Below are 25610 nucleotides of genomic sequence, written 5' to 3' on the forward strand. Positions count from 1 at the left end.
CGATCAGGCCACCTCACGGCCCTGGCGGGTCCTTGGGGGCCTACCCGTGGCCGCTGCGGTCGCTGAGGGTGCGCATCACAGCCGATTTCGACCGCTTCGCCGACGCCATGGACCTGCCGCCGCTGGTGTCGGTGCGGAGGCTGCCGATGGCCTCGTGCTGCGGCAGTCCGTGGTCGAGGGCGCCCGCGGCGCGTAGACACCGTCGTGTGGTTCGGGCGGCGGCGGGGGTCGGTGGCCCCTCTAGGGCGGGGGCGCATGGGACTTTCTCGCCTGGTGCTCGATCTACCGCGGTCCTGGCCGAACCGGGACGCGTTGGAGGCTGCGGCGGTCGAGTTGCGCGAGCGCGGTATCGGCGACTGGTCGGCGTTGACGGTGTAGAAGCTCCCACCATCCGAAAGTCCACCGTGACCGAACACACTGGCCTCGTGAACGACGAGGCGAGAGCCGACGACCGAATCGAACGCCGACACCTCCATGTGATCGGTGTCCAGTTGGTGGCCAGCAACCGGAGCCGTCCGACCATCTGGCGTCACAGACGGCGGCATTCGGCATGTCAGGACCGCACATGCCGAATGGTGTGTCCCTCACTGCATCACTGCTCACGCGAATTATCACCGGTTCAGACGACGGGTGCGGCCACGATTGATGGCATCCATGGGTGGCAATTCTTTGGCGGCCGTCGGATCATTGACCGGCATACCGACTTTGGATGCGCGGCCCGACGAGCCGAGCTCTTCGAAAAAGTCAGCGTTGACTCGGGTGTAGTGGCTCCACTGTTCGGGTACCGGGTTACGTAGTACACGGACTCGACTGGACAGACCATTTCGCGCTGTGGCGCCATTGCATGCTGGCAGGTAAACAGCAATTACAGCTGGTGGGGAGCAGTGATGGGTGTCAGCGGTGACGACAGGGGTTCGCTTTGGCGCAATGCTGGAAAGCGTTCAGGCGGAGCTATCGAAGGAGAGCCACCATGCGAATCAAACTGACTTACATCACACCGGTAGTGGTGGCGGGCGCTGCCGCGGTAGCCATCGCCGCCGCCCCGACGGCCGCGGCGGATCCGCTGCCGGCTCAGCCGGCAGCGGTTGCCACTGCACCGACGGCCGTGGCCGGTCATTTCGGCCAGGCCCGTTTCGGCGGCTGGGGGCATCACGGCGGGTGGGGCGATCACGGGGGTTGGGACCGGGGGCCGGCCTGGGGCTGGGGCCCGGCCTGGGGTGGAGGCTGGGGCACCGGGAGCTGGTAACTACGCACCAGCGCCTGGTGCGCCATACGTCAATTACCGTGGTCCCTTTCGCTGGTCCGCCGCGCCGCGCGTCCTCGCTGCACGGCGGGCCACCGTCCTCCACTTCGCTGGCGCGCCGCGAACTTTCGGCGCCCGTTTTGCACAACAACCATCTGCTAAGTGTCCGAGAGGATTCAGGAGAAGCAACATGTCCATATCCCCGCAGATTGGCCGAGTAAACCTGCCAAGTACGGTGAAGAACGCCGTCGAGTCGGCGGTGTTCTTTCTGGTGTTCGTCGTCGCGTCCCTGTTGGCCCGAGTGGTTACAGTCCTGTCGATTTGTCGTGATCCGAGGAGTGGCCTCCGCCGATTAGGTATAGGCAAGGGGTCTCATCCGAGCCGCACGACCTCGATTCGACCGGATGGACAGTAATGGTCGAGTCAGACGCAACGAATCCGACGTGTCAAGTGGTGATCGCCAGCACCCGTCCCGGATGGATCGGCGGCCCGACACACAGCGGTTGACCTCGTGTGCGGTCGAGCTCGCGGGTTCAGGGTGGAGCTGGTCGACTTGGGTGACGGGAACCTCTCGATGATGGACGAAACGAATCATCCACGACATCGCCGGTACGTCCATCAGCACGCGAAGGACTGGAGTGCGACCGTCGACCGTGCCGATGTGTTCGTGTACGTCACTCCCGAGTACAACCACGGATTCAACGCGGTGCTGAAAAACGCGTTGGATTACCTGAACACCGAGAGGGCCTACAAGCCTGTTGGATTCGTCAGCTACGGCTGTGTGTCCGCCGGAACCAGGGCAGTGCAGACGATCAAGGAGGTGGTCGCAACCTTGACGATGGTGCCGCCCCGTGGCGGTGAACATCCCGTTCGTTGCAAGTTTTCTCGGCGCGCGGGGACTCGCCGACTCCCTGCCCGGCCGGTACTTGCCGGTCAAGAATCCCTTCGCCAGTGCGTAGTAGGGCAGCACGGCGAGGTCCCAGGAATCGGCGACGGGCAGTAGCGTGCGCTCGAAGTCCCGTTCGGCGAGGTTGTAGTGCGGTTACAGGAGGGTGAACTAGGCGAGCCCGTGTGTGCGCTGGAGGCCGAAGGCGGAGTTGAGCCGCTCCCGCGTGTAGTGGGAGGCGCCGAGGTGGCGCACCATGTCCTCTAGGACGAACGAGTCAAAGGCGTGCAGCGTTTCCTCGAGCGGAGTCTCTTCGTCTTCGAAGTGCGCGTCCTAGACGCCCTCGTTTACTTCGTCGGGTTCATCGGCATCTGGCTGGCGTAGGCGCTGTACTTCCAAGAAGGGCTGGGGTACTCGCCGCTGAGCTCGGGTCGCCGTGGCGCCGTTCGCGCGACCTCATCCTCGGCAGTCACGACAACGCGACAGCGGTCTCTGATGCCCTGCTGACCGCGTCGGGGTTCATGCTGCTGGCGCTGTTATGTCGCAATAGCAGAGTATCGTCGTTCGATCGGGCGTTCGCGGGGTCGTCACGAAGTTCTAAATACCGGACTATGCAATGCAATTGAGGTGTGGGCAGCGATAGGAAGGTCTGGGTCCTCGCTTCCAGTGCCCGAGCGGCGGGCCGTGGCCCGCGCCGTTCAATGGGACGGCAACGAGCGGGCAGTGAGTGGAAGGATGAGATCTTCGTAGCATCAGGCTGAAAATGCCCTTCGGCACGCACTCGTCCCAAATTGGGGATCGGTCTTTGGTTTCCGTTTCCAGATTTGTGGCGGTGCCGACAAAGTAGGGCGATCGGCATCACCACCTGTAAGGCCCCCGTCACCGCGTCCGGCGCTTTTCGCACACCGGTCGCCTGGGGTTTCGATGTCGTCGAGGGTGTCGCTGGTGTCGGCGAGGTGAGCGTGGCCGGTAGCGGCAGTGGACCGCAGGCGACCGCATCGTGGGCTGATGTGCGGTCGGCGGGCCGTCGATCGAGAGCAGGTAGCCCTAGCGTCGAGGCTCCCGCAGTGCGGAGGCACGTGCGATTGCCTTCGTCGCAAGTGCCAGGGGGTCCTCACCGCAGAGTGCGTGCGTCGGCAGATAGCCGTGGTCGAGTAGCAGGGATCCAAGAGCCTCGAATAGTGTTGCCATGCCCTCTATCACGACGCTGCCGATAAGCGGGTACCGGGCGCCTCCGGGTGTCCAGGCCGGGAGCGGGTCCACTGTGATTGCCTTGCTCAGCTCCTGCACCGTGGTGATGTATATGTTCGCGAGGTCGGCGAAGGGGAGTGCGGCGGGCAGAGCGCCGGCCGCTTGGGCCTCCAGCATGATCATCATCGACCGGGACAGTTTCTCGAGTAGGTCTCCCGTCGAGGTCAGTGTGAACGCGTAGTGGTCGCGTTCTGCGGCGCTGTCAGGCATTGACTGGCGAACGCGATCGGCCAGGTCGTGCGCCTCCTGCTCGAGCCGTTCGTCGGTATACCGAAATTGATTGTTCTCGGACGCGGCACCGTCCAGGGCGGACAGATACGCGAGGGCCACGTCCTCGTCGAAGATGAGGCGGTGTTTCGCTAGTGCTGCGATGAAGGCCCGCACCTGCGGAGTGCCGGGACCGGGGTGGTGCTGGCCGGCGAAGGTGACCGCGGTGACACCGATTTGAATGATGTCACCCGATCGGAGCCGTCTCCGTCCGGCCAGTCGTTCCCCGTTGACGAAGGTGCCGTTGCGGGACAGTCCGTCGTCGATGACCGACCAGCCTGTGCCTATCCACTCGATAGCCGCGTGCAGCCGGGAGACCGTACGATCCCAGGTCAACGCGAGGCCCGATCGGTGAGAGCGCCCTACCGTCACCCGCCGAGTGTCTGCAGACAATGTCAGCTGACGCTCACGACCTTCCCCGTCGGTGTAGCAGAGGCGGGCTCGTTCAATGCGGTTCATCAGTACCCCGCTCAGCGGTGGATGGGTCCGGCCGCTTCATTCGTCCACGTCCTGCGGCCCCGCGCAGTTGATCTCGTAGTCGAAGTGTCGCTGCCTCATATGCTGAAGTGGTGCCGGTGGGCGACCTCACGGGCACGAGCGGCCATGCCGTCACGGAGCGCGGGTGTGGTGAGGAGCCGCAGTATCGCGTGGGTCATCCCGTGCACGTCCCCGCGGCGGTAGATCAGTCCCGCGCTGGTGGGTACCACCAGCCCTACGGTGTCCGGATGTTCGGGTGTGACCACCGCCCGGCCTGACGCGAGTACCTCCAGCAGTCTCGTCGCGCCCGAAGTGGTGCTGGGCACCACGAGATCGGCGGCGGCGAGTAGTTCCGTCCAGCGATGCCCCGAGGAGACCTCGACCAGGTGCATCCCATTCCTTGCGTCGTGGGTGATGGCCCGCTGCACGGCGGCGCCGCGGTGCACGCCGGTCCCGACGAGGACGAGCTGCGCCTCGCATTGCCGCCGCACCACGGTGAACGCGGCGGCCAACTGCTCGGTGTGCTCGGGGTCGTCGAATGGGCCGACCGCGACGATGGTCGGAAGGTGCGCGAGCCCGACCAGCAACCGCGCGGCCTTCGGATCCAGCGGCGAGGTCCGTCGCTCTATTCCCGGTGGGACGGCGGTAACCGGTCCCCGAGGTGTGTGGCTACCGATTACCGCGGTCAGCTCCGCGGTCGCTGCGGTAACGCCGGCGGCGGTGACAAGTCGGGCACGGTCGGGCGGGCGGTCCTCGCACCGCACCGGAATGTTGGCCTCAGTGGTTGTGGGATCGGGTTGCGTGGTGGTCATTGCCCTGACTCCTGTGGTGAGTCGAACCCGGGCGGGTTCGGTGTGCCGGCACGGGTGGACCTTGCTCGGCTCTGTCGTTTCTTGCGGCTACTGGCGCACGAAACGTCGGGGTCTGCGTCGGTGTTCACCGGTTGGTGACGGCTTGCCGGTACGGGTTGTTGGCCGGGGCTGCGGTGCCGAGGCCGAGACCCATTCCTGTGATGGACCGACGGAGAATCATGTGTCGACGGGTTGAGGGTGGGGAGCGCGAATCCCGCGGGGCGGTTCCTGCGCCGGCAGCGAGGGTGACCGCGGGGTCGAACGCGCCACCAGCGAGCGCGCCGGCGGTGAACGCACCCGCGACCACGGTGAACCCGATCGCCAGATCGAAGAACGAGTGGTCCGGTCGGGTGCGGGGGGGGTTACTTCGATCACGAGGCAGCAGAGGACGAAGGTGAACACCAGTTCCACCACCGACGCGGGCGCCGGGGTGTGACCGGTCGTGGGTCATCGCCACCACCGCGAGCAGGCCGGCACCGAGCTGTGCGAGCCAGTAACCGGCGGCATCGCGCAGGCCGATTCGGTGCCGCGCGAGTGCCACCATCGTCGCAGCGGGGTTGTAGTGGCGGGCGGAACGGTGCCCCCAGGTGTAGATCATCACCATCAGGACCGCGCCGAGGGCCAGTGAGGGAAGTGGGCTGCCGCTGCCTTCGGTGGCGAAGACGGCGAACACCAGGAAGAACGTGCCGATCGATGCGACCGCATACCCCCTACTCGGCCGTGGGGCGGGGGCCGCGGTGGCCTCCTCGCCGGTGATCTCGGTGGACTGCCCGGATGGAATCATGTCCGCACTCCTGCAATTGCTTTCGGGGACCTTCAGAATCGCCGCCTGGCGGGCCGATGTCGTCACCGCTGATACCCATCTGCGCTGCCGGTCAGCACCACCCCTCCCGTACCTGCTAGCTGCAATGCCCCGGTCCACGCGACCGGTACCGGCATGGTGGGCGAGCCGCTGGGCTGCCGTGCCCCGAGCGGCCGGAACGAGTCGCACCCGTGGCACCGGTTCTTCTCGCCGGGATCGACCTATTCGGTCCAGTTCGAGTCTTGGATTACCTCGACGAAATCGATGTGGCGGTAGCCCGGAACGAAGTGCTCGAGAACATCGGCATTGACGGTGCCGAAGGTGCTGTTCGGGCGATGTTTGAAGCCGTCGGTGAAGGCCTGAAGGATCTCCCGCTTGAAGTTGGGCCGCGGGTGCGCCCGAGTGACCTCCGCGATCAGTTCTTCGGGTAGGTCGTCTCGTCCGATTCCGAGGACGTCGGTCTCCACCCCCGCGGTGACCAGTGCAACCTCCGGCGCGAGCCGGTACGGCACTTCCGGGGTCGTGTGCAATGCGATCGCCTCCCACACCGTGCGGACGTCGACTGCGGCGATGCCGTGTGCTGTAAGGAACCGCTCCGCTTCGTCGGCACCGTCGAGTTCGAATCGCTGGGTGTGGCCGCGGAACTTCTCTGTCAGGCCGAGATCGTGGAACATCGCACCCACGTACAGTAATTCGGGATCGGCTGTACGCCCGAGCCGTCGGCCCTGGAGCGATCCGAACAGGAAGACGCGACGCGAATGGTGAAAGAGCAGCGTCGGGGCCGTTTCCCGCACCAGTTCGGTAGCTTCGTTCGCCAGGGGCGAATCGGGAATTGCGATTTCGGCGATTACTTCGGTCATGACGACCTCCTGGGTTTTGTTGGTATCAGTTCTTCTGGTGTGGCCCCGGCTGGCGCTGCCGGTTTCCGGCCACACGGTCTACAGATCTGGGCCACGCACTACTGTTCTCAGGTGCGGTGATCGCCGACGGGACGCGGATCTGGCACGATCCTCGTGACTCAGCGGCCGGCGTATCGAGAACGCTGCGGTGCGCCCGAGGTGGGGTTTGTCCGGGGTGCCGCGGCGGGTAAACTCGGAACGGCTTCATCTTCGTAGACGCGTGGGGTCGAGGATTATGAGCAGCGGTGACGAGTTCCATCCGGACTTGCAGTCGACGAGCGACGAGTACGTCGATTCGTCGCTGCGTACACGGGTGCATCACATCAAGGCTTCTGAGCTGAGTTCCGGGACGGCCCAGACCGCGGGAATGCAGAGATTCGCAGCGATCAGTGGCCGCTCGGTCGGGTCGGAGAAGATCTGGATGGGGGAGACCGTGGTGTCGCCGGAGACGGTGTCGGACAACCACCATCATGGGGAGTCCGAAACGGCGATCTTCGTGCGGAGCGGGCATCCGCAGTTCGTGTTCCACGACGGCGTCGGGGAAGTGCGGATCGCCACGAGTCCCGGCGACTACATCTTCGTCCCGCCGTATGTTCCGCATCGCGAAGAGAATCCGGATTCCGAGACTCCCGCGGTGATCGTGATCGCACGTAGCACTCAAGAAGCAATTGTGGTCAATCTTCCTGAACTGTACGCACTTTAGGAATCGTAGTCCGCGAACCGCCTACCGATGGGTTCGCACGCCTCCCTTGGTTGGCCATGGGTGACCTTCAGATTTTCCGGTTCTCGGATTTGAGCATCCACGCGGACTTTTCCAGGTCGTTGACGATGCTGTGTAGCAGGTCGGCGCTGGAGGGGTCGGCGGCGTCGACCTCGTCGTGGACCGAGCGGATGGTGTCGACCGCGGCGTAGATCCGGGAGGTGACGAGGTCGACCGTGTCGGTGGTGCTGAGGTCGGCCGGCGGTAGGGCGGGCAGTGTCGTGGACGCTGTGACGGTGTCGGATCGTCCGTCGGGGAGCGCGTTGAGGGCGCGCATGCGTTCGGCGATGGTGTCGCTTGCTTCGCGTGCGGTGTCGACGATTTCGTCGAGTTGGAGGTGCAGATCGCGGAAGTTGGCGCCGACGAGATTCCAGTGGGCCTGTTTGCCCTGCAGGTGCAGTTCGATGAGGTCAACGAGGATCTTCTGCAGGTTCTGCGGCAGGCTGGGCGGGGCACTGAACTCTCGCATCTCGGTGTCGGGCCGGCGGAGTGACGTGGTCATGACGTTTCCTTTCTTCGGGTGCAACCGTCTGATGCGGCGTTGCACCATGTTTTTGGTTGAAATGCGCGCTGGCGAGTGATTCGTGGGCGCTTGTGTTCTGCCGCGGATCGGTACGAGCGCGTTCCGCGCCAGGGGTTGTGGTGGGGGTGGGGATTCGCTTGGTGGATCGCAATCCGGCGGCGGGTGAGCTGTGGTGACGACGCCGATCCGTTGTCGGTCCGATCTGGGCTATCCTCCGCGGACGCCCTTCTCGACCCGGTCGCCCAGGTCCTGGTCGACGTTGCGCCAGTACTCGTAGGCGCGTTGCAGGACCGGCTCGGTGACGCCGTCCTGGAGGTGTCCGACGATGTTGTTCACCAGTCGCTCTCGGTCGGCGTCGTCGAAGACGTCGCGGACGAGGGTGCCGGCCTGTCCCCAGTCGTCGTCCTCGGCGCGGAGGGTGTAGGCGCTGCGCACCATGTCGCCGTCGGTGTGCCAGCCCGCGGGTTCGCCGTAACGCCGGGTGTCGGCTTTCGGTCCCCCCTTGGAGTTCGGCGCGTATACCGGGTCCGAGACGGTGTGGTATCGCATCGCGCCGTCCTTGCTGTAACTGTGTACGGGCGTGGTGGGTGCGTTCACCGGCAGTTGGTTGTAGTTCGCGCCGATCCGGGCCCGGTGCGCGTCGGGGTAGGCGAACATCCGGCCCAGCAGCATCTTGTCGGGGCTCGCCCCGATGCCGGGTACGAGGTTGCTGGGTTCGACGGCCAACTGCTCGATCTGGGAGTGGTAGTCGGTTGGGTTTCGGTCCAGGGTCATCCGGCCGACGTCGATGAGCGGGTAGTCGGCGTGCGGCCACACCTTGGTCAGGTCGAACGGGTTGAACCGGTAGGTCTTGGCGTCCTCGAACGGCATGACCTGCACCTTCAGTGTCCAGCGGGGGTGATCACCCCGCTCGATCGCTTCGAACAGGTCGCGGGTGTGATAGTCCCCGTCTGTGGAGGCCAGTGTGTCGGCCTCGGCCTGCGTGAGGCACTCGACGCCCTGATCGCTGATGAAGTGGTACTTCACCCAGAACCTCTCACCCGCCGCGTTGACCCACATGTACGTGTGAGAGCTGTACCCGTTCATGTGCCGCCAGGTGCGGGGAATCCCGCGGTCACCCATCAGCCAGGTCACCTGGTGCGCCGACTCGGGCGAGAGGGTCCAGAAGTCCCACTGCATGTCGTGGTCGCGCAGGTTGTTGTCGGCGCGGCGCTTCTGCGAGCGGATGAAGTGCTGGAATTTCAACGGGTCGCGGAGGAAGAAAACCGGGGTGTTGTTGCCGACCATGTCGTAGTTGCCCTCGCTGGTGTAGAACTTCAGCGCGAAGCCGCGCGGGTCACGCCAGGTGTCGGGGCTGCCGCGCTCGCCGGCCACCGTGGAGAACCTGATCACCAGGTCGGTGGCGACGCCCGGCTGGAACAATGCGGCCTTGGTGTAGGCGCTGACGTCGTGGGTGACCTCGAAGCGGCCGAAGGCGCCGCTGCCCTTGGCATGTGGTTGGCGCTCGGGGACGCGTTCGCGGTTGAACTGCGCGATCTGCTCGATCAGGTAGTGATCGTGCAGCAGGATCGGTCCGTCCGGGCCGACGGTAAGCGAGTGCTCGTCGCTCTCCACCGGGATCGGTCGTCGTCGGTGTGAATTCTGTGTTGGTCATTGTTCTGTCTTTCGGCTGGTTGTGGAACGGGGAAGCGGGGAGGGCCCCGGTCGCGGGGAGATCATGTGTCGTCGGGGTTGATGGCGAGGAAGGCGGCGCCGGCGGCGGCGCCCGCGACGAGTTGGGCCACCAGGTACACCCACAGGGTCGGCCAGGCGAACATTCCCATCACCGCCGCGCCGAATGCGACCGATGGGTTGAACGCCCCGCCGGAGATCGCGCCGACCGCGAATGCCCCTGCCACGACAGTGAATCCGATCGCCAACCCATAGAACGAGTTGTCCGGGTGGCTCTTGCTGGTGGCGACGTTGAGCATCACGAAGCAGAGGGCGAAGGTGAACAACAGCTCCACCGCGAACGCGGCCACCACTGTGTGACCGGACAGGTGCAGCGTCGCCGAGAGGGTGGGCTGCGCGGGATCGACGACCTCGCGTACCACCACTGCGGCGAATACGCCGGCGGCGAGTTGCGCGACCCAGTATCCGGCGGCATCGCGCAGCCCGATCCGGTGGCGCACCAGCACCGCCAATGTCACGGCCGGGTTGTAGTGCCCACCGGAGACGTGTCCCCCGGCGTAGATCATCACCATCAGGGCCGCACCGATTGCCAGCGGGGCGAACGGGCTGCCGCTGCCGGCTGCCGTCCCCACCGTGAACACCAGAAAGAATGTTCCGATCGCCTCGACCGCATACTTCGTACCCGGCCGTGGGGCGGTGGTCGCTCTGCCGTCCTCCGATGCGGCACGAGTGGGGACTGCGGTGGCTTCTTGGGAGGTGGCCATATCGAAGCTCCTCGAATTACTCTGCGGGACTGTCAAAATCGACTGTCAGCGAATAGTCGCCGGCCCCAACGGGCCTGCCGGTCACCACCCACGGTGGCCGCCGAAATCACCGTGCCAATGATTGGCATACGGACGGCCGGGCTCAAAAGGTCCGGACGGCCAGGGCCAGGCCCACGGGAAGCCGGTGTCCGCAACATCCGTGACAGGCCCGGTAGAGCCGGGGACGACTCGGGTCGCCGGCACCGCCCCGCGATCGACGGTTGATGCGGCGGCGGCGGTCCCGGCGCCGAGGGCAGTCAAGGCTGCGACTGCGGCAGCGGCAACCGCCGCGCGGGCAGTGATCCTCTTCATCGTTCTCACCTTTCGTTCTGATGGTTTGTCACCGAGCGAGGTCGGCTAAGGCCGATCAATCATTCGAGTCGATCGTTCGCCACACCGGGCGCGACGTCTGCACCGCCAGCAGGACACCTCGGGTGCAGCTAGCAGGAATCCCGATCTTCCAGGTAGTAGCGATTACGTGGCCGTGCGGTGTGGGAGAGGCTGTGGCGGTGCGCCGGCACAGAACCGGCGCGCTCGGGAACTCGATACGACAGCGACACAGGAGCCCCGATGAACATCGCAGTGTTGGGCATGGGACGGATGGGGCGTGCGCTCGCCGGGAGGCTGCTCGAAGGCGGACACCGCGTGACGGTGTGGAACCGCTTGACAGGCAAGGCCCGGGAGATCGTGTCCGCCGGCGCCAGTGAAGCGCAGAGCGTCGCCGACGCGGTCGACGGTGCCGATGTCGTGGTCACCATGCTGGCCGACGACGCCGCGATCAGGGCCGTGGCGTTCGGCGAGCTACTGTCGTCGATCGGTGCGCAGACCATCTACGTCGACTGCTCGACGGTGTCACGAAGGCTCAGCGAGGAACTCGCCGAGGTGTTCTCCCCCCGGTTCCTCGCCATGCCCGTCGTCGGCAGCCCCGCCGCAGTGAGCGCGGGGCAGGCGACGTTCCTCGTCGGCGGCGACACCGGCATCGCGGACCGCCTGAGCGCAGTGATCTCGTCGCTGACCGACAACGTCCGGCGATACGACACGGCGCCGCTGGCCGTCACCGCCAAGCTGGCGACCAACCTCTTGCTGCTCTCGGAGGTGGTCGCACTGGCCGAGTCGATCGCTGTGGGGCGTTCGGGCGGCCTGCAGGACGACCAGCTGCGGGAGCTGCTCGGCACCAGCCCCCTGATGGCACCCGGGCTGAAGAATCGGTTCGAGGGGGTGCTGACCGGCTCACCGGACGGGTGGTGGACAACGATGCTCGGCGCCAAGGACGCCGGATTGGCACTCGACATCGCCCGCGACGCCGACCTCGAGCTTCCGACGGCCACAGTGGTGCGGCACCTATACGACACAGCAGCATCGTCCGGACTGGAGGGCGCCGACATCGCCGCCGTCACCGACCTCTACCGCACCCCGCTACGCACCACCGCACCCCAGGGACACTGAACCAGCGATTCGGCCCCGGCGAGACGATCAGGAAAAGGATAGTGGCACATGCTGTTCCGTCAGCTGGAGTACTTCGTGGCGGTGGCGCGCGAGAGGCACTTCGCGCGCGCGGCGGACGCCTGTTATGTGTCGTAACCCGCGCTCTCGGCGTCGGTCGCCAAGCTGGAGCGGGAGCTGAACGTCACCCTGATCAGCCGGGGACACGACTATCAGGGCCTGACCCCGGAAGGTGAACGACTCGTGGTGTGGGCCAAGCGGATCCTCGCCGAGCAGGAGGCGTTCAAGGCCGAGGTGGCCGCTGTGCAGTCGGGTATTGGCGGGCGGCTGCGGCTCGGTGCGGAACCCACGGCCTCGACGACCCTGTCGCTTCCCGTGGCCGCGTTCTGCTCGGCGCACCCGCTGGCCACAGTGCTGGTCGACTCCCGGGTGTCGACGACAGAGCTGCGTCGCCGGTTGCTCGACTTCGACCTCGACGCTGCGATCGCCCATTTCGCTCCCGAGGACCGGGCGGGCTTGCACGTGATTCCGCTGTACGAAGAGAGGTACGTCGTGCTGGCCTCCGCCGACCAGCCGATGCCCCAGGGCCCCCACATGACCTGGGCGGAGGCGGCGCAGCTCCCGCTGGCGTTGCTGACGCCTGACATGCGGATTCGTCAGGTTATCGACGGCGCGTTCGCGGAAGCCGGCGTCGGGGTGACCCCGCAGGTGGAGACGGACTCGGTCGCATCCCTCTATGCGCAGGTGGGCCTCGGCGGTTGGGCGAGCATCGTGCCGCACACATGGTTGCGGGCCATGCCGGTGATCGGCAGGACCACAGCTGTCCGCCTGGTCGCCCCGGATGCCCGGGCGCAGATCTCGGTGGCGACCCACGCGGCCACGCCCGGTTCGGTGACGGCCCGGGCGTTCGTGACCGCGGCACAGGGCCTGTCGCTGGACGAGTTCTTCGACCAACCGCTGACGACCGAATCCCCCGTCAGGTGACACCCCTTGCGTCAGAGCGCGAATTGGTCCCGTACGGCCCGCCGGTCGAGCGCGCCCTTTGCGGTATGAGGCAGCGCAGTAACGACCTCGACGCGGTCGGGTATTTCGAAGGGGGAGAGCAGATTTCGGCAGTACCGCAGTATCTCTTCCGCCCCGACGCCCGCTGCCCGGGATACGACCACGGCGGCGCCGACGCGTTCCCCGTAGATGGCGTCGGGGATGGCGAACACGGCAGCCTCGGTGACACCGCTACACCCGGCGAGAATTGCCTCGACATGCTCGGGCGAGATCTTCTCGCCCCCGTGGTTGACGAGATTCTTGATGCGCCCGGTCAGAAACAGGTACCCGTCCTCGTCCAGTGCGCCGAGATCACCAGTGCGAAACCACCCGTCGACGAAACTGCGTGCGGTCTCGACCGGGTCGGCGAGATGACCGCGGGCGACTGTCGGACCGCGCACCCACACCTCGCCCATGGTGCCCGCTGGGCACGTGTGCCCGTCGTGGTCGACGACGCGAAGATCCACCCCGGTTGCCCGGCCAACCGATCCGAGCTTGACGAGCCCGCGCCGGGGCAGCGGCTCGCTGGTCGCCTGATGTGAGGTTTCGGTCATCCCGTAGGCCGCCAGCACCGGTGCTCCGAACGTGCGCCCCATCATCTTCGCCGTGGCCGAGTTGAGCGGGGCGCTGCAGCTGCGCACGAACCTCAACGGCACGACCAGTGGGCCCGGGTACTCGCGCGCCGACAGCTGTACAAGGATCTCATGGATGGTGGGAACCGCTGTGAACCACGTGGCGGCTACGGCCCGCAAGTCGTCCCAGGGCGTGCGGGCCGAGAACCGTCCCTGCGCCGGCAGCAGCACGCATCCGCCGCTGGCCAGGGAGGCCAGCAGCACCGCGAGCAAACCGTGACCATGGAACAACGGCATGACTGCGACCGTCGCGTCTTCGGGTCCCAGCTCGTAGTTCGCGCAGATGCCTCGCACCGAGAACGCCACGTTGGTGTGCGTCAGCGGGACCATTTTGGCCCGGTTGGCGCTGCCCGAGGTGAACAGGACGAGGGCGTCGTGGTCCGAGAGTCCGGATGCCGTCCCCGGAGGGTGTCGCACGACACCCGCGCCGGTTCGAGGGTGGCCATCGCGTTCCCGGCGACGGGGATGTCCACACGGAGTTCCCATGTGGGGATGTCGAACTGTGCGACCGGAGCGGCGTCGACCGCGGGTGGGCCGGTGAGGATTGCCCGTTCCCCCAGCCCCTCGAGCCGGGTGGACATCTGTGGGCGAGGAATTGTGGGGTCGATCGGAGCGACCACCAGCCCCGCGCGTCCCGCCCCCAGGAGTGCGACGACGAACTCGGCAGTGTTGGCACAGACAAGGCCAACCGCATCTCCTCGGCGCAGCCCTGTGCTGCCCAGGCGTGCGGCCACGTCGTCGACCAAGGCGGCGAGGGCACTACAGGACACGGGTATCCGATCTCCGGTGACCACCAGAGCCCGCGCGTCCGGACGATCACGCACGTGCTGATCGAGAACATCGAACAGTCCCGAAATTGCCGGGCGCCGATACCGATTCGACTCGCGAACGGTTCCGCTGGCTGGATCGGCCATGACAACCACCTCCTTGCATGCTTTCGATGCAGTCGCTACCTGTGAGCCTGCCGGAGCGTCGGTGGGCACGTCCAATACGTGCTGGCGAACGTTCGATAACCGGCTTCTATCGATGGCTGCGGCCTCGCCGCCCACCACAACTTGGCCTGGATGCGAGCAGGTATGGACACATTCCGGCTGGCCGGAGGCGCGAATGGGCGCCAGCGGTGACGACATGGGGGCGCCGAAACGAGATTCTGCTGTCGGGGCACTCGCGACGACCGGAATGACGAGGACTCCCGCGACCCATCGACAGAGCGGACAGACGAGTATGACCAAGTCAGTGCGATGTGCCGGTGTGCCCACCTATGCTGCGTCGCAAACGATTTGTGCTCGGTCAGCGACTATCGCACAGGGCGTCGAAGCCGAAACGACCGAGAACGGTCTCCACCGTCGCGACGTGCTGCTCGTAGCATTGACCGTCGCGTCGGGAGCGGTCGACGCCATCAGCTATTTCGGCTTGGGAAAGATATTCTCGGCGTTCATGACCGGGAACATGGTGTTTCTGGGGTTCGGAATAGCGAACCTCGAGGGGCCCTGCGTGCCTGTCGTTTTCGTACGCTACGGGGGCCTATCTGGGCTGGCGGATCACGGCTTGGCGCTCCCGGAAGCTGGGGAGTGGCCCCGACGTATGTCGGTGTTGTTAGCGGTGGTGGCGATCGCCGAGGCCGGATTCCTCGCCGTGTGGGTTGCCACGGCCGGGCAACCGTCGACTGTCATCACCGATGTTCTCATCGTCCTGTTCTCACTGGCTATGGGGATCCAGACCGCGGCGGTCCGTTCTCTCGGCGTCCAGGGGGTGTTCACGACAGCCGGGACCTTCACGTTGGTCGCGTTCGCAGAAACTCTCGCAGGATCGCGGCCGAGGTCCGAGATTCCGCGCCTGGTCGGCGTGCTCGTGGGGTTGCTCGCAGGTGCTATCGGGGGAGGGCTGCTCTTCGTGTACGCGCGCGGCTACGCCCCTCTACTGCCGCTCGTGATCACTGTCCTGGTGATCGTGGCGGGGCGACCATACAGGCGTCGTCGCTAGGCTCGGCTCGCCGCGCGGTTGTTCTGGGACAACCCGGCCGCGATCCGAGCTGAACAGGACTGACTTCATGATCGTGGCGGCCAGTTTTGCGTCATACTTGTTCATAGGGCTCTGCCGTCGTGACGGGACCGTCGAGGCCCCCAGCTTTGGCTTGGAACCACGAGGCGGGGAGGGCCGCCCTTCGTCGCTTCGAGAGGTGAGTGCATGGGTGTGCGATTGCGGACATCGAGTACCGGGCCTGAGGTCGCCGATGGCCGAGTTGGACCCACCGGACACTCGGGGTGATCTCGCGCCATCGGTCGCGGCGGAACTGGCCGCGGTCGGGTTCGATGATGCCCACGAGGTCGGGCGGGACTTCGGGACCGTCTGCCGGTGCCGGCAGCGCTCACTCGACCGCGCCGTGGCCATCGAGGTCCTCAGCTGCGCCCGATCCGGACAACCTCGAACGATTCTTCCGCGAGCGTCGCGCCGTGGGCAAATTGTTCGGACATCCGAATATCGTCAACGTTTTTCAGGTCGGCGTCACCACATCGGGGTTGCCCTACATCGTGATGCGGTATCACTCGCACGACTCCCTGGGCGCACTGATCCGCAAAGAGGGTCCACTGGGTTGGCAGGATACGCTGCGCCTGGGGGTCAGGATGGCCGGCGCTCTCGAGACGGCGCCCCGCCTCGCCACGCTCCGTCGCGACATCAAGCCCGGGAATATCCTGCTCACCGACTACGGCGATCCGCAGCTCACCGTCTTCGGAATGCCCGAATCGCCGGGGGCTTCGAGACCACAACTGGTGTCATCACGGGTTCACGACACCTGAGGTACTCGAGGGCCAGGCCCCGTCGCCGGCGCCGGATGTCTACAGTCTCGGCGCCACGCTGTTTTGCGCCGTCACAGGGGACGCGGCCTTCGAGCGCCGCGTCGGTGAGCAAGTGGATACCCAGTTCCTGCGCACCACCGACGCACCCCATCTGGACCTGGAGCGAAGACGCATTCCCGACGACGTTCGATCCGCCATCGAGCATGCGATGGAGGCAGTCCTGTGGGGCGGCCCGGGGCCGCCGCAGAACTCGGGCGAGCTCAGACAAGCGCAACGCCGCCAGGGCCTGACCGTCGATGACATGGCCGTTCCCGCACACATCGGTGGTGATCATGCCGATGGCGGGCACCGGACCGCCCAGTTGGAAGGTGGTGAGGGTCCAGTGACGACTCAGCTGCGGGTAATTCTGGCCGACGATGACGTCCTGCTCCGCGAGGGCGTGGCAAGTCTGCTCACACGCTCGGGGTTCGAGGTCGTAGGGCAGGCCGGCGACGCCGTTCAACTCCTCGATCTGGTCCGCGCCACGGCGGCGGACCTGGTGGTGGTCGACATTCGGATGCCGCCGACCCATACCACCGAGGGGCTGGACGCGGCTCGGGTGGTCCGTGAGGAGTTCCCCGAGATCGGCATCCTGGTCCTGTCGGCGCACGCCTACCTCGAGCATGCGATGGAACTGCTGGCCAGTGGCCGCGGGATCGGCTACCTCCTCAAGAGTCGGGTCACTGACGTGGAGGATTTTGTCGACACCCTGCAGCGGATCGCCAAGGGGGCATCGGTAGTCGACCCGGCACTGGTTCAGGAATTGGTCTCCGCCCAACGGCGCGACGATCCGCTAGCAGTGCTCAGCGTGCGGGAGCGGGAGGTGCTGGCGTTGATGGCTGAGGGACGTTCCAACGCGGGCATCGCCCGCCGTTTGTGGGTAGCGGAGGGGACCGTCGAGAAGCATGTGCGCAGCATTCTCACCAAGTTGAGTCTCCCGGGGACCGGTGACGATCACCGCCGGGTCCTGGCGGTGGTCACCTTCCTGGAGGCTCGCTGACCGACACGGCGGGATCGTCGTCGTCGCCGTCTCGGCTAGCGAGCAGGTCATAGATGGCGCCGGCCGACAGTGCGGACTTGGATACGAATCCCACCGCCGGGCTGGCGTCGATCAGGTCGGCGAGGTCCTGCTCGTCGTGGGTGGAGATCAGTATCACCGGTGACGGTGCAAATCGCGCGTCTTGGTGAAGCTGCTCGGCGAGGGTGAAGCCGCTCTCCCCGCCGAGGTTGACGTCGACCAACGTGACGTCCGGTCGTAGTTCCTCGACGCGCCGGAGCGCCTCGGCGCTCGTCGACGCCACGCCGACTACGGTGATCCCCTCCAGTTCGAGGAGATTCCGGGCGGCGTCACGGAAAGTCGGGCTGTCGTCGACGATGAAGCAGCGCAACAGCGTAATTCGCGGCACCATGACGTCAGTGTGCCCTAGGACGCTACCGGTACGCATCCCCGCTACCGGGAATTCTGTGCCGCCAAAGCGCAGCACCGACGCATCCTGCCACACCCGATCGGATCCGCTGCCGCCAGAGACCCCGCCGGGACCGGGTTTCGGGAGCTGACGAAGTGGTACGTATTCCCGCTAGCAGGAAGGGCTGCTTGGGTGCCGGCCGTGGCGACAAGTGCTCGCCGGCGCGCAATCGTGGCAGGGACGGTGTTCACCGAAACTTGGAGAGCGACATGAAGACCACGACATTGGGACGAAGCGGGCTGCACGTCTCGCGCATTGCCTTCGGTACCTGGCAGCTCGGCGGTGAATGGGGCCGGTTCGACGAGGATGCGGCGATCCACCGTGCCCGCGCGCCGGGGTCAACTTCTTCGACACCGCGCAGGCCTATGGCTTCGGCGCGTCCGAGCGGATCCTCGGCAAGGCACTTCGCCACGAACTGAACACCGAGCGCGACGAGTTCGTGATCGCCACGAATGGCGGCTTGCGCAGGACCGACTCCGGGCTGGTTCGCGACGCGAGCCCGATTCGCTCCGCCGAGGTGTGGATGCCAGCCTGGCGGCGCTTGGGGTGCATCGGCCCGACCAGGCTGTGCCGGCCGCCGAGACGGCGGGTGCGTTGGCCGAACTAGTCGCCGACGGCAAGATCGGGCACGCCGGGGTGTTCAACTATGACACCGCGCAGATGGAGGAGTTCAGTGAGGCCCTGCCGGTGGAGAGGGTCAGCCGCCGTACCACCTGCTCCGGCGAGATAATGAGGAGGGGTTGCTGCCCCACTGTCGTGCCCGCGACATCCAGGTGCTGGTGTACGGGCCGTTGGCACACGGCATGCTGACCGGAACTCTCACCACGGACACGACGTTCGCCGCTGATGGCTGGCGCGACACGAGCAGCGTTTCACCGGCGATACCTACCGGCGCAATCTGGCGACGGTTGTTGCGAGATTGTCTGGGCGGGCATCCTGCGCTTTGCCGCGGCCAGGCGTGGGGTGCCCGGGCGGGAGGTCAGTGTGGTGGCCAACCGACGGCGTCGAAGACAGCGGTCGGGTCGAGGTAGTCTCGCGAGTGCGAGATTTCGCAGTCTGGAGTGCGAGCCCGGAGATGTATCGGTTGTAGTATCGACTTCCGTTGCCCACCAAGTGCTCTCGGAGGCATATTCGCGCAAGACAACCCGGTGGTCGCGCCGTGGTGGGCGGCCAGATCGAAGTAACGGTCGAGAACGATGGTGGTGCCGTAGTCACGCGAGCAACGTGCCACCGTCGATGACGCTGACGACGCCGGTGGCGTAGTCCTGATCCATGAGTTGGATATACGCTTTGGCGGCGTCCTGTACCTCCCCGACTCGTCCGAGGGGGAGGGCGGCGCCGGTGTCGGCGTACATCTGCTGCTGTTCAGTTTCGGTCATGCCGGACCACAATGGGCTTCGGATCACGCCGGGGGCTACGGCGTTGACTCGCAGCGGCGCCAGCTCGACGGCTAAGGACCGCGCACTGGACGCGATAGCGCCGGCGGCAGCGCATCCGAGCAACCAGCCTGGTCCGCCTTTGAAGGCGGCGGTGCCGCTCGTCAGGGTGATCGATCCGCCGGGGCGCAGGTGTGGCACGGCCAGCCGGACGGCCTCGAACGCGTAGACGACCCTCAGGTTGAAGAAGGTGAGAGCACTCTGTGGTGTGTAGTCCTCGAGCGGTGTGCTGATGAGGGTGTCTGCTGCGGTGTAGGCGAGGTGGTCGAACTGGCCGATCTCGTGGAAGAAGGCGCGCAAGGATTTGGTGGACGACGCATCCACAGCGTGCCCGACCGCGTTGTCGGGCAGCTCCTTCAGTGCGGCTGTGACCGAGTCGGGGTTGCGCGAAGCGACGACGACGGCCGCCCCGGCTTCCGAAGCCGCTTGGGCGATTGCGAGTCCGATGCCGCTGGTGCCGCCGAGGACAACGACACGGCTCGCGGAATTGAGTGACATGTGGGGTCCCCTTCTCTTGACATACTGCTATTCGGATTGGTTGAGGGTGTCGATGATGCGGTCGTGGATCGGAGGTTTCGAGGGGTTGGCCGGCTGTGCCGGCGGCGTTGTGGTCGCCGGTGTATTCGTCGTCGCTGAGCCGGATGGGGATGCGGTGGGCGGGGTCTCGACTGGGTTGGCGCGTGGGCAGCTTCGCGCTGGAGGTGCTCGCGAATCTCGCTGATGCTGAGGTGTGCGATGTCGGAGAGGATCTGTACGCCGGCGGAGGTGGGGTCTGTGAGGAGGGCCAGGAATAGGTGGTGGGTGCCGCCCTCCCCGTGTCCGAGCAGGGATGTCTGGGGCAGGCTGATTTCGCGGTCTCGTCGTCGAGTTTGTTGTGGAGGGTCGGCGGTGACATCCCATGAGGTCGGTGCGGCCGCTCCGGGGCCGCCGGCGTCGAGGATCTGGGGCGCGCAGGTGTTCGGTGCCGACGCAGGTTGTGGTGATGGTGTGTGTGGACGGCGTTGGCGGCGAGGGGTGACCACGTGGCGGGTTTGATCGGAGGATCTCTCGAACACGATGACACGCTCCTGCCCGGGCGTCGCCAAACGACGCGAACCGCTGCTGAGTTCCCTGCTGTTCATTCTGGGGTCCTGTGCCGATGCGTAGGTGGTTATGGAATGGGGGATCGAGGCGATGGGTTCTGGGGCGCAATAGTGCTGTGACCTGGTGTGATGACATGGCCCCAGATTGTTTCTCCGGGGTAAGTCTCGTTGGGTGTGGTGCGTGCCGGCGACGTGGTGCGGGGTGGGGCGAGTGTCTGAGGATGCCCGGGCGGCTGGTCAGTGTGGTGGCCAGCCGAGGGCGTCGAAGACGGCGATGGGGTCGAGGTAGTCCCGCCAGTGCGCGATTTCGCCGTCGCGGAGTGTGAGTACGGAGATGTATCGGTTGGCATATCGATGCCCGGTGCCGACCACGTGACCTTCGGAGGCGTACTCGAGCACCACGACTCCGGTGGTGGCGTCGTGGTGGACGGTCAGATCGAAGCAGCGGTCGAGAACGATGGTGGTGCCGTAGGGACGGTATAGCTCGGCGACCGCGGAACGGCCCTCGATGTGCCGCGGATACCCGGGAACGGTGATCACGTAGTCGACGGCGATGTCCTCTGCGAGGAGGTCGAAGAAGTGTCCGGGCTCGATCAGTCCGTCCAGACCCTGTTCGATGATCCGAAAGAATGGTTCCAGTGCGGTGAAGTCCGCGAGGTCGGCAATGGGTGCCTTCACGATGCCGAGTTTACGTCCTGCCGAGCACGTCGGTGAACACGTGCGCCGAATCCGACAGCAGCGCCAGCGAGGACGTCGACAGTCCCACCACGACCTGGGTGACGAAGGTGACCAGTCCGAGGGCGACGGCGATCCAGAGCTTGCGCAGATGTTTACCGGACGCGCTCGTCGCGTCCGCGGGCGAGATCCCGTGTCCGTGTCCCTGGCCCATGACAGCGTGTCCTTTCTTTGCAGCGTCAGCACGGATCGTATTGTCATATGCGCATATAATCAATCGGGCGGATTCTCGGCCGCCCACATCCTCGATGTAGGCTGCGGCACCGGCTATTTCGAGACCCAACTCGCCGCAGCGGCAACCGGGCGGCCCGGCCGAGGGCATCGACCCGTCCCCGCCAACGATGGACGCCACCGGGCTCGGAACGCGCGCGCCGGCTTCACCGTCGCGGCCGCCGAATAACTGCCTCGCCGGCGCCTCCTTTCGTCGCGATCGGCCACGCACCTGCCACCACACGTGTGCGCCCTCGTTCCGGAACCGGTCGGGGGGTTGTCCGACCGCGGAAAGAAAGTCATGAGATACGCCAAGCACAACCCCCGAAGACGCGTCTGCCCCCGTACTGGAACGGGTTCGGCCCTGGGTACCTGCTTGTCACACGGTGCTTCACCCTGGACATTGGCGTTCATATTCGTCGACGTGCCCGCGCCGCCTTGGATGACATCGACGACGAACTGCTCGTGCAGCTGCCCCATTGCGGATGTCTGTGCAGGCCTGCACGATTGCTGTCATCCGTCGGGTGTCGAGCAGTCCTAGGTGATGATTCGCCGGCGCTGCGGCCTCTTTGGCGCTGGCGAGTGCGGTGATCAATTCGGGGTAGGCGCTGATGGGGTTCCGGTGATCGCAAAGTTCTCGACCGCCCACAGGGTGTGCACCCCGTAATAGGCGGTCCCGGGAACAGTGCGGGTCCCGAGGAGGTCATGTTCTTCCCGCGTGGCGGGTGGGAGCGGCATCGGGTCTTCTCTCTCGAGCAGATCGGAACAGGAGGGGCGGGTAGGGCGCCTGCGGAATCACACAGGTTCGGACGCTTCGCGCGAATATGTCCGCCGGGGTCTCACGGGGATTCTCGTGTGGCTGCGCGCTGGTGGCCAGGGTGTCGGCGATAACCTTCCGGCATAGTCGTTGACGAGTCGGTAGAGCTTTCGGGTTCCGGCTTGGCGGGCGGTCACCAGGTGTGCGGCGCGGAGCTTGGCCAGGTGCCGCGAGACGGTCGATACGGTGCCCCGACAGTCTCGGCGATCTCGTTCACTTGTCGCTCGCCGGCGGTGAGCGCCCACACCACGCGGACCCGGGTGGGATCGGTGTACAGGACAAACAGGTCGACGCGATGGTGCGTCTGAGACACTGGGTGCTGAGCGATAGCGAGCGCACTGGCTGCGGAGCGGCCCAGGCGCCACTGTCGTCACGACACGGGACTACGAGGGGGACCGCGAAAGTATGTCGGGGATCGACGGGCACTTGGACTCGAGGCAGCGCGCGGGCGCGAGGTACTCACGGCGTACACGATTTGTCGCCCTCGTCGGCGGCCTCACCGCCACAGTCGCCGTGGGGGCGGTACCGCTCGCCACCGCGCAACCGGCACCGAGTGCCGGCCTTCGCTGGGAGTCCTGCCCGGCCGAATACGAGCTTGATCCGGCATCCGATCAGTGCGCCTCGGTCACCGTTCCCCGTAACTACGCGGACCCCGCCGCCGGCACGATCGACGTGCTCGTCACCCGCCACCGCGCCGAGGATCCCGGCTCGCGCCGTGGCGTGCTGTTCACCAATCCCGGTGGGCCCGGCGGCGATGCGATCGGCTCGAACAGCATGTTCGTCGAGATCCTGCCCGACGCGGTCCGCGCACAGTGGGATGTGATCGGTGTCCAACCGCGCGGGCTTCCCTATGCCGGCGCCGTCGAGTGTGTGCTGGCCCCCGAACACACGACGGCGATGAGCCTCGGGTTCGGTGGTGCAGCGATCCGTACCGCCTGCGAGTCTGCTGCACCGGGCAGCACGGCGCACCTGACGACCGAGAACACCGCGAAGGATTGGGAGCAGGTCAGGCTCGCACTCGGCGAGGACGTCATCGACATCTACGGCCTCTCTTACGGCACGATCCTCGGATCCACCTACGCGACGCTCTTCCCGCAGCACACCGGTCGCATGGTCCTCGATTCCGCGGTCGACCAGAACTGGCTGTGGAACGACGTGCTGTGGCAGCAGAACGGCGGCTACAAGGATCGCTTCTACGACCTCATGAACTGGATCTCCGCCCACGACGACACCTACGGGCTCGGTGACACGCCACTGAAGGTGTATCAGCGGTGGTCGGACCGGATCGTCGAGGAGGCCGGCGGGAACCCGACGCTCGCGCCGCCACCCGCCCAGGTCGGTGACGTACCGCCCGGCCTGGAAGCCCTTGCGGATGCCTACCGCGGCGGGGTCGATCTCACCGGACCGGCACGCGTTCAGTTCGAGGCCTTCGTTCGTAGCCTCGCCGACCCGTCGCGCACCCAGATGTCGTCCGGCATCTACGTGATGACGCGCCAGGTGCTTCCCGCCCGGAACAGTTGGCCGCTCATGGCCCGGGTGATCCGCGACGGCCCGGACGCGATTCCCGACGGTACCGCGATGGACGACCTGACGGAGCAGGAGTACGAGCGGATCGCCCAGTCCCAGATGATGCAGACACTCGTCCTGTGCAACGAGAACAGTGTGGCGGCCCGGCCGGACCGCATCCCGGGATGGCTCTTCTCCACATTCGTCACCGGAGATCTCTTCGACCTCATCGGGTACAGCTACAGCGCCGGACCCGCGTGTGCCGGTGCGCCGCCCGTCGCCGCGCTGCCCGCTTTGAGCAATCGGGGACTGGCGACGGCGCCGCTCGTCCTGCAGGGGATGCGCGACCCCCAGACCCCCTATCAGGGCGGAGTCCAACTGGCCCGCGACATGGGGGCGCACCTCGTCACCGTCGACGGCGGCGATCACGGTGCGGGGATCCAGGGTGGAAACACCGTCATCGACCAGGCCGTCACCGAGTACCTCGAGGATGGACACACCACCGTCACGCACGCCCCCGAAGCACCGATCACCGCACCGTTGTGACACCCGTCTGGTTCCCCGCCGCGACCGGCGACAAGCGCACCGCCGGCCAGGTGGCGGCGGCCATGCCGGGCTACGAGACCGGCATTCCGGGTTCCGATAGGTGCACACCCGAATAGACTTGCCCAGGTGACCCGCGAGGATCCTGATCGGCTCTCCGCCGACGATGCGACCATCCTGGGGCTCGAATCGGCGGTGATAACCGGCCACACGCTCAAGCTCGTCGTTCTCGAGCCGGGCTCGGGTCCGCTCGACCTCGAGACCCTGCGAACCGCGGTGGCGGAGCGGCTTTCGAGCCAGCCGCGGGCGATGCAGCGGATCGACACCTCGGGACCGGAGCCGCGCTGGGTCGAGGCGACCGCGTTCGAGATCAGCGACCACGTCCGGCGCCGGGAAGGGCCCGGGTGCGCCTCGCGCGGCGATCTGTGGCAGGTCGTCAGCAAGCTGATGTCCGAGCACCTCGATCACGAGCGTCCACTGTGGACGTTCGATCTGATCGGCCCACTCGGCGACGGACGCGAAGCGATCGCGGCCCGGATCCATCACGCGATGGCCGACGGGATCAGCGCGGTTCGCTTCCTGGACGACGTGCTCTGGGATCCACACCTCGAGCCGCCCCCGCGAGGAAAGCGACCCGGCCTTCGCGCCGCTTCGCCGCAGCATTCGCGGGTCGACGAGGCGCTGCGGATGCCCGCGGCTGTGCATCGTGAGCTCGGCCATCGCGGCTCACGCTCGCCCTTCGACCGCCCGATCAGTGCCGCCCGCGAGCTTGCCTTCACCGTCGCCCCGCTCCCGGAGCTGAAGGCAATCGGCGCCTCGCGTCCCACCCGCGCAACCGTCAACGACGTGCTCCTCGCGATCGTCGCCGGCGGCCTGCGCAGCTGGCTCGGCGCCGGCGAGGCGGCGCTCCCGCATCTTCGAGCTCAAGTTCCGGTCAGCCTTCACCACCGGGATGAGGGAGCGGGTGAGCTCGGAAACCGTGATTCCTTCATGAACGTCGATCTCCCTCTGGGCGAGGCGGATCCGCTCACCCGACTCGACCGGATCAACGCCGAGACCAGCAAGCGCAAACTGCTCGACGATGCCGGAGAGCTCTTCGACCTTTTCCATGCACTCGGCCGCGTGAAGCGCGTCGAGGAAGCCGCACAGCGACTCGCCGGCAGCGCGCGCGAGTTCAGCCTGTCGATCTCGAACGTCCCCGGTCCGCGCGTGCCGGTCAGCGTTTCCGGACGCCGGGTCGAGCGACTCTTCTCCTCGTCGGAACCCGCCGCTCACCACGCACTGCGGATCTCGGCGATCTCCTGCGCCGGGATCGTCGGTATCGGGCTCTGCACCGACCCTGAGGCGCTGCCCGACGTTGCCCGGCTGGCGGAGGCGATGGAAGATTCATACGCCGAATTGCGAGACGCCTCCGGATGCAGGTAGGTCG

The 25610-nt window shown here is 66.2% G+C and carries 20 protein-coding genes and 6 pseudogenes; 12 read left to right on the forward strand and 14 right to left on the reverse strand.

The window, feature by feature from the left end:
- The first annotated feature begins 255 nt into the window (after positions 1-255).
- Positions 256-378, forward strand: a complete 123-nt coding sequence (locus OYT95_RS37080; protein ID WP_255221681.1) for a hypothetical protein — start codon at positions 256-258, stop codon at positions 376-378.
- Between the two features lie 233 nt (positions 379-611).
- On the opposite strand, the pseudogene OYT95_RS37085 reads toward OYT95_RS37080, so the two are convergent.
- A pseudogene (locus tag OYT95_RS37085) lies at positions 612-826 on the reverse strand (hypothetical protein); the annotation flags it as partial.
- Between the two features lie 144 nt (positions 827-970).
- On the opposite strand from OYT95_RS37085, the gene OYT95_RS37090 reads away from it, so the two are divergent.
- Together OYT95_RS37090 and OYT95_RS37095 are read left to right on the forward strand one after the other, a co-directional pair.
- A complete protein-coding gene (locus tag OYT95_RS37090) occupies positions 971-1246 on the forward strand; it encodes a hypothetical protein (RefSeq protein WP_081792605.1) in 276 nt (91 codons plus the stop codon).
- Between the two features lie 571 nt (positions 1247-1817).
- Positions 1818-2246: an NADPH-dependent FMN reductase gene (locus OYT95_RS37095; RefSeq protein WP_268790444.1), complete on the forward strand. Its 429-nt coding sequence runs from the start codon at positions 1818-1820 to the stop codon at positions 2244-2246.
- Positions 2247-3176: 930 nt separating this feature from the next.
- On the opposite strand, the gene OYT95_RS37100 is transcribed toward OYT95_RS37095, so the two are convergent.
- The 4 genes from OYT95_RS37100 to OYT95_RS37115 form a co-directional block, all read right to left on the reverse strand.
- Entirely contained in the window at positions 3177-4019 is an 843-nt protein-coding gene (locus tag OYT95_RS37100) for an FHA domain-containing protein (protein WP_268790445.1), read from the reverse strand.
- A gap of 182 nt (positions 4020-4201) precedes the next feature.
- A complete protein-coding gene (locus tag OYT95_RS37105) occupies positions 4202-4936 on the reverse strand; it encodes a glycosyltransferase (RefSeq protein WP_037239103.1) in 735 nt (244 codons plus the stop codon).
- Between the two features lie 124 nt (positions 4937-5060).
- Positions 5061-5759 carry an aquaporin gene (locus OYT95_RS37110; RefSeq protein ID WP_268790446.1) on the reverse strand — a complete coding sequence of 233 codons (699 nt, stop codon included), beginning with the start codon at positions 5757-5759 and terminating at the stop codon, positions 5061-5063.
- A gap of 239 nt (positions 5760-5998) precedes the next feature.
- On the reverse strand, positions 5999-6637 hold the full coding sequence (locus tag OYT95_RS37115; protein WP_268790447.1) for an HD domain-containing protein: 639 nt from the start codon (positions 6635-6637) through the stop codon (positions 5999-6001).
- A 274-nt stretch (positions 6638-6911) separates the two neighbouring features.
- Here OYT95_RS37115 and OYT95_RS37120 point away from each other — a divergent pair, with 274 nt between their 5' ends.
- Complete coding sequence (locus OYT95_RS37120; protein ID WP_268790448.1) at positions 6912-7379, forward strand: cupin domain-containing protein; 468 nt, start codon at positions 6912-6914, stop codon at positions 7377-7379.
- Between the two features lie 67 nt (positions 7380-7446).
- Here OYT95_RS37120 and OYT95_RS37125 read toward each other — a convergent pair whose 3' ends face one another.
- The 3 genes from OYT95_RS37125 to OYT95_RS37135 all read right to left on the reverse strand — a co-directional run bounded on the left by OYT95_RS37125 (position 7447) and on the right by OYT95_RS37135 (position 10394).
- Positions 7447-7938 (reverse strand): Dps family protein, encoded by a 492-nt coding sequence (locus OYT95_RS37125; protein WP_268790449.1) that lies wholly within the window; start codon positions 7936-7938, stop codon positions 7447-7449.
- Between the two features lie 228 nt (positions 7939-8166).
- A complete protein-coding gene (locus OYT95_RS37130) occupies positions 8167-9579 on the reverse strand; it encodes a catalase (RefSeq protein WP_268792315.1) in 1413 nt (470 codons plus the stop codon).
- A gap of 95 nt (positions 9580-9674) precedes the next feature.
- Positions 9675-10394 (reverse strand): MIP/aquaporin family protein, encoded by a 720-nt coding sequence (locus OYT95_RS37135; protein ID WP_268790450.1) that lies wholly within the window; start codon positions 10392-10394, stop codon positions 9675-9677.
- 609 nt (positions 10395-11003) lie between these two features.
- Between OYT95_RS37135 and OYT95_RS37140 the strand changes: the two genes are divergently transcribed.
- A complete protein-coding gene (locus OYT95_RS37140; protein WP_268790451.1) occupies positions 11004-11879 on the forward strand; it encodes an NAD(P)-dependent oxidoreductase in 876 nt (291 codons plus the stop codon).
- 48 nt (positions 11880-11927) lie between these two features.
- Positions 11928-12860 (forward strand): annotated as a pseudogene (locus OYT95_RS37145) (LysR family transcriptional regulator).
- A gap of 11 nt (positions 12861-12871) precedes the next feature.
- Here the strand turns inward: OYT95_RS37145 and OYT95_RS37150 are convergent.
- A pseudogene (locus tag OYT95_RS37150) lies at positions 12872-14463 on the reverse strand (FadD7 family fatty acid--CoA ligase).
- 439 nt (positions 14464-14902) lie between these two features.
- On the opposite strand from OYT95_RS37150, the gene OYT95_RS37155 reads away from it, so the two are divergent.
- The 3 genes from OYT95_RS37155 (at position 14903) to OYT95_RS37165 (ending at position 17386) form a co-directional block, all read left to right on the forward strand.
- Positions 14903-15532, forward strand: a complete 630-nt coding sequence (locus tag OYT95_RS37155) for a DUF1275 family protein (protein ID WP_268790452.1) — start codon at positions 14903-14905, stop codon at positions 15530-15532.
- A gap of 470 nt (positions 15533-16002) precedes the next feature.
- Positions 16003-16347 (forward strand): protein kinase domain-containing protein, encoded by a 345-nt coding sequence (locus tag OYT95_RS44540; RefSeq protein ID WP_328286527.1) that lies wholly within the window; start codon positions 16003-16005, stop codon positions 16345-16347.
- A gap of 382 nt (positions 16348-16729) precedes the next feature.
- Positions 16730-17386 carry a response regulator gene (locus OYT95_RS37165; protein ID WP_037239146.1) on the forward strand — a complete coding sequence of 219 codons (657 nt, stop codon included), beginning with the start codon at positions 16730-16732 and terminating at the stop codon, positions 17384-17386.
- Here OYT95_RS37165 and OYT95_RS37170 read toward each other — a convergent pair.
- Complete coding sequence (locus tag OYT95_RS37170; RefSeq protein WP_268790453.1) at positions 17364-17795, reverse strand: response regulator; 432 nt, start codon at positions 17793-17795, stop codon at positions 17364-17366. The two genes, OYT95_RS37165 and OYT95_RS37170, sit on opposite strands and share 23 nt — an antisense overlap.
- A gap of 266 nt (positions 17796-18061) precedes the next feature.
- On the opposite strand from OYT95_RS37170, the pseudogene OYT95_RS44545 reads away from it, so the two are divergent.
- A pseudogene (locus OYT95_RS44545) lies at positions 18062-18789 on the forward strand (aldo/keto reductase); the annotation flags it as partial.
- Positions 18790-19063: 274 nt separating this feature from the next.
- Here the strand turns inward: OYT95_RS44545 and OYT95_RS37190 are convergent.
- The 4 genes and pseudogenes from OYT95_RS37190 to OYT95_RS37205 form a co-directional block, all read right to left on the reverse strand.
- Positions 19064-19786, reverse strand: coding sequence for an SDR family oxidoreductase (locus tag OYT95_RS37190; RefSeq protein WP_268790455.1), 723 nt, complete (start codon positions 19784-19786; stop codon positions 19064-19066).
- An 821-nt stretch (positions 19787-20607) separates the two neighbouring features.
- Positions 20608-21048, reverse strand: a complete 441-nt coding sequence (locus OYT95_RS37195) for a nuclear transport factor 2 family protein (RefSeq protein WP_268790456.1) — start codon at positions 21046-21048, stop codon at positions 20608-20610.
- A gap of 19 nt (positions 21049-21067) precedes the next feature.
- Positions 21068-21259, reverse strand: a pseudogene (locus tag OYT95_RS37200) (cation diffusion facilitator family transporter); the annotation flags it as partial.
- A gap of 458 nt (positions 21260-21717) precedes the next feature.
- Positions 21718-22053: pseudogene (locus OYT95_RS37205) on the reverse strand (lyase family protein); the annotation flags it as partial.
- A gap of 484 nt (positions 22054-22537) precedes the next feature.
- Here OYT95_RS37205 and OYT95_RS37210 point away from each other — a divergent pair.
- Positions 22538-24184, forward strand: coding sequence for an alpha/beta fold hydrolase (locus OYT95_RS37210; protein ID WP_328286528.1), 1647 nt, complete (start codon positions 22538-22540; stop codon positions 24182-24184).
- Between the two features lie 126 nt (positions 24185-24310).
- The gene (locus tag OYT95_RS37215) at positions 24311-25606 is read left to right on the forward strand and encodes a wax ester/triacylglycerol synthase domain-containing protein (RefSeq protein ID WP_268790458.1); all 1296 of its coding nucleotides are present in this window, start codon (positions 24311-24313) and stop codon (positions 25604-25606) included.
- Positions 25607-25610: the final 4 nt, after the last annotated feature.

Origin of the sequence: Rhodococcus sp. JS3073 (assembly GCF_026810085.1) — a bacterium.
Taxonomy (GTDB): Bacteria; Actinomycetota; Actinomycetes; order Mycobacteriales; family Mycobacteriaceae; genus Rhodococcus_F; species Rhodococcus_F wratislaviensis.

Coding starts and splice junctions, on each gene's coding strand:
- OYT95_RS37095 (WP_268790444.1), top strand. CDS start 1,818: ATGATGGACGAAACGAATCATCCACGACATCGCCGGTACGTCCATCAG.
- OYT95_RS37170 (WP_268790453.1), bottom strand. CDS start 17,795: ATGGTGCCGCGAATTACGCTGTTGCGCTGCTTCATCGTCGACGACAGC.
- OYT95_RS37120 (WP_268790448.1), top strand. CDS start 6,912: ATGAGCAGCGGTGACGAGTTCCATCCGGACTTGCAGTCGACGAGCGAC.
- OYT95_RS37105 (WP_037239103.1), bottom strand. CDS start 4,936: ATGACCACCACGCAACCCGATCCCACAACCACTGAGGCCAACATTCCG.
- OYT95_RS37135 (WP_268790450.1), bottom strand. CDS start 10,394: ATGGCCACCTCCCAAGAAGCCACCGCAGTCCCCACTCGTGCCGCATCG.
- OYT95_RS37110 (WP_268790446.1), bottom strand. CDS start 5,759: ATGATTCCATCCGGGCAGTCCACCGAGATCACCGGCGAGGAGGCCACC.
- OYT95_RS37210 (WP_328286528.1), top strand. CDS start 22,538: ATGTCGGGGATCGACGGGCACTTGGACTCGAGGCAGCGCGCGGGCGCG.
- OYT95_RS37140 (WP_268790451.1), top strand. CDS start 11,004: ATGAACATCGCAGTGTTGGGCATGGGACGGATGGGGCGTGCGCTCGCC.
- OYT95_RS37125 (WP_268790449.1), bottom strand. CDS start 7,938: ATGACCACGTCACTCCGCCGGCCCGACACCGAGATGCGAGAGTTCAGT.
- OYT95_RS37115 (WP_268790447.1), bottom strand. CDS start 6,637: ATGACCGAAGTAATCGCCGAAATCGCAATTCCCGATTCGCCCCTGGCG.
- OYT95_RS37090 (WP_081792605.1), top strand. CDS start 971: ATGCGAATCAAACTGACTTACATCACACCGGTAGTGGTGGCGGGCGCT.
- OYT95_RS37080 (WP_255221681.1), top strand. CDS start 256: ATGGGACTTTCTCGCCTGGTGCTCGATCTACCGCGGTCCTGGCCGAAC.
- OYT95_RS37190 (WP_268790455.1), bottom strand. CDS start 19,786: ATGTCACTCAATTCCGCGAGCCGTGTCGTTGTCCTCGGCGGCACCAGC.